Origin of the sequence: Anoxybacillus suryakundensis, assembly GCF_001418025.1 — a bacterium.
GTDB lineage: Bacteria > Bacillota > Bacilli > Bacillales > Anoxybacillaceae > Anoxybacillus > Anoxybacillus tengchongensis.
On sequence record NZ_LIOK01000038.1, the window covers coordinates 1 to 3,058 of the forward strand.

General features: G+C 45.7%; 3 protein-coding genes and 1 pseudogene. 3 read left to right on the forward strand and 1 reads right to left on the reverse strand.

Going from position 1 to position 3,058, the window contains the following annotated elements; all coding sequences use genetic code 11:
* Positions 1-114 precede the first annotated feature (114 nt).
* From narJ to ASC42_RS13535, 3 genes and pseudogenes are all read left to right on the forward strand, one after another.
* Positions 115-642: a nitrate reductase molybdenum cofactor assembly chaperone gene (gene narJ / locus ASC42_RS13525; RefSeq protein ID WP_055442112.1), complete on the forward strand. Its 528-nt coding sequence runs from the start codon at positions 115-117 to the stop codon at positions 640-642.
* Positions 643-1,326: a respiratory nitrate reductase subunit gamma gene (gene narI, locus ASC42_RS13530; protein ID WP_006318166.1), complete on the forward strand. Its 684-nt coding sequence runs from the start codon at positions 643-645 to the stop codon at positions 1,324-1,326.
* A gap of 162 nt (positions 1,327-1,488) precedes the next feature.
* Positions 1,489-2,864: pseudogene (locus tag ASC42_RS13535) on the forward strand (IS1634 family transposase).
* Positions 2,865-2,866: 2 nt separating this feature from the next.
* Here ASC42_RS13535 and ASC42_RS14155 read toward each other — a convergent pair.
* On the reverse strand, positions 2,867-3,058 hold a 192-nt coding region (locus ASC42_RS14155), incomplete at its 5' end, for a hypothetical protein (protein WP_209424246.1).

A 3,058-nucleotide genomic window follows, 5' to 3' on the forward strand; every position in this document is an offset into this window, starting at 1 on the left:
TTGCTTGGTAAAACGAACAATCATCATTCTTACATTTGTGGATGTGATAATCTTTACGCTCTTTAATTTTTTCAAGGGTCTTTAAACAATGCGGATTATGCTCATGTACAAACGGTGTTTGAAATCGTTTCGTATTTGTTATCATACCCAGATCGACAATGGCGTGACCAACTTGATGATTGTGCAATGTTTAGTCAACAAATTCCGCATCGCCCTATTGTGCAAAACATACAAAAATTTATTGATTATGTAAAACAAACGGATGAAACGTCATGGATTGAAACATATGTGTATACGTTTGATTTTGGAAAAAAAACAAATTTATACGTCACATATATGAGCACAGGCGAACAAAGAGAACGTGGAATCGAACTGTTACAATTGAAGCAGCTGTACAAATCAGCAGGTTTTGACATAACAGAGCGAGAGTTGCCAGATTACTTGCCACTTATGCTTGAATTTGCGTCGCAAGCCGAACGTGTGTATGTTCAGCCGCTTATGCAAAAATATTTCAATCATATGTCTCACATTCGTGAACAGTTAATTGCGGCGGAAAGTTATTACGCCATTTTATTTGATGTGTTGCTTATGGCACTTGAGGAAATTGGCGTGCGTAAACTTGCGGAAGGGAGCGTGTCGTAATTGCTCGAACAATTTCTTTGGGGATACTTCCCTTACATCGTTTTAACTATTTTCATTGGTGGGCACATTTATCGTTATCAACACGATCAGTTCGGATGGACGACAAAATCGAGCGAATTTCTTGAAAAAAAATCGTTGCGGCTCGGAAGCATTTTATTTCATTGGGGGATCATCTTTGTTTTTATCGGTCATGTCATGGGGATTCTTATTCCAAAATCGTTTTATGATGCGATCGGCATCTCTGAACATACGTATCATACGCTAGCCATCGCGTTCGGTCTTCCGGCAGGGATCGTTTCTATTGTTGGTTTAGTTATTTTCATCCAACGTCGTTTAACCGTTAAACGCATTCGCTTAACAAGCAGTAAAGCAGATTGGCTCGTTTTAATTTTATTAGCGATTGTCATGTTGACTGGTTTTGCTTCTACATCGTTGAACGTGAACGCAAACGGCTTTGATTATCGCACAACGATCAGCCCTTGGTTTCGCACCGTTTTAACGTTTCGTGCTGATCCAACGTATATGGAAAGCGTACCGATTTGGTTTAAAATTCATATCGTCTCCGCTTTATGTATTTTCGTTGTTTGGCCATTTACGCGATTAGTTCATGTATTTAGTATGCCGTTTCGTTATTTAAGCCGAAGTTACGTTGTTTATCGTCGTCGAATGCCGAAACAACAATGAAAGAAGCGATAATGAAAAGAGGTCTCTTTTTCGAGATCTCTTTTCTTGTTTCACTATATTGACTCACATTTCGCACCCTTCCGACGAAAATCGGGAGGATTTTTTTGCATCGATGTGGAATGAATCCTTGACACACAAGGAATGCAAAGGAGTTTGTCCACCATGGATGTTCAAATTTGTGAGATTTATGACAGTTCCTATTTGAATATAATAAGTGCCCTTTTCCAAGATCTTGACCTTCTCCAGCTCATCGATCGGCTGGTTCCGGTGGATCCCCAATGCCAAACCCGAACCAGCGATGCGGTCAAGCTGATCCTTCTGGATATCTTGAGCGGACGACAAGCGCTCGTCCATTTGGAGCGATGGGCGCATGAGATCGATTTGTCGAAGCTGATCCGGCCGGGGCTGAAGCCTTCTTGGTTCAATGATGATGCGTTGGCTCGTCATCTCGACCGCCTGTATGAGGCGGATATTCACAAGGTGATCAGCACTTGCTTGATTCACATTTATCGGAAAGAAGGCCTTCCTCTCTAGGCCTTCCACGTCGATACGACGGACAAGACCGTTTACGGCGCGTATGAATCGGTCTCGTCAGAGGCCCTGCGGATCACGCATGGCTACAACCGGCATCATCGATGGCAAAAACAGATCGGTTTCGGGCTGATCGGCAACGAGGATGGCATCCCGTTTTACGGCGATGTGCACGACGGCAACCTGCCGGACAAAACGTGGAATCCGGAGGTGCTGTCCCGTGTCCACGAACAGCTCAAACAAGCCAAGATTGAAGACGAATGGATTTACGTGGCCGATTCCGCCGCCATGACGAAAGACACTCTGGCGCAGACGAAAGCCGCCAACGCCTTTTTGATCACGAGAGGCCCATCGTCGCTCCGAATCGTCAAAGCTGCTCTGGCGGAAGCGGATGTCCAACCCGATCCAGCGTGGAGCGACTCCTTTTCGTTGGCCGAGAAAAACGGCGCGGCCGGCCGAAAAAAGGGGTGGAACCCGAGGTGGAGACGCTGTATCTTTTGCGCTTGGACGTCGAATTCCACCAACAGGCATGGGAACAGGCAAGATGGAAAGCGTCCCGGTTTGTCCTCGTCACGACCGTTCCGAAGGAATGGAAAGGCCGAACGATGGATGCTCGAGAAATCTTGAAGTTGTATAAAGGGCAAATCTCGGTGGAAATGAACTTCTCCTTTCTCAAAGATCCGTTCTTCACCGACGAGATTTGCGTCAAAAAGCCAGAACGGGTGGCGGTGTTGGGCTATTTATTTCTCTTGGCCTTGGCGATTTACCGCGTCTTTCAGCGCCGAGTGCGTCAGTTCATCACACCAGAACGCCCGTTAAAGGGCGCCGGAGGCTGCAAGCTGACCCGACCGACCGGGCAAGCGATTTTTCAGTTGTTTGAGTATGTGAAAGTCGTCCTCCTCAAGCTGCCGGATGGACGCATCCAACGCGCGCTAGGAAAACCGCTCACCTACGAGCAGCGAAGGATTCTGCAAGGATTGGGAATGGATGAGAGCATTTACGTGTAACGTCATATGGAACGACTAGCGATGGTAAAAAAAGGATTTCCATCGCTAGTCGTGTTGGTCAAAAAGTTATTCTGAAAAACTAAATAAAAAATCCTTTGTGTATGAGTAAAATGTTTGTGGGAGGAAGCTAAACCCTCTTCCATCTGTTTCAAGGGGAGGTTTCCTTGAAAAGAAGGGGGGTGAGCAAAATAGAT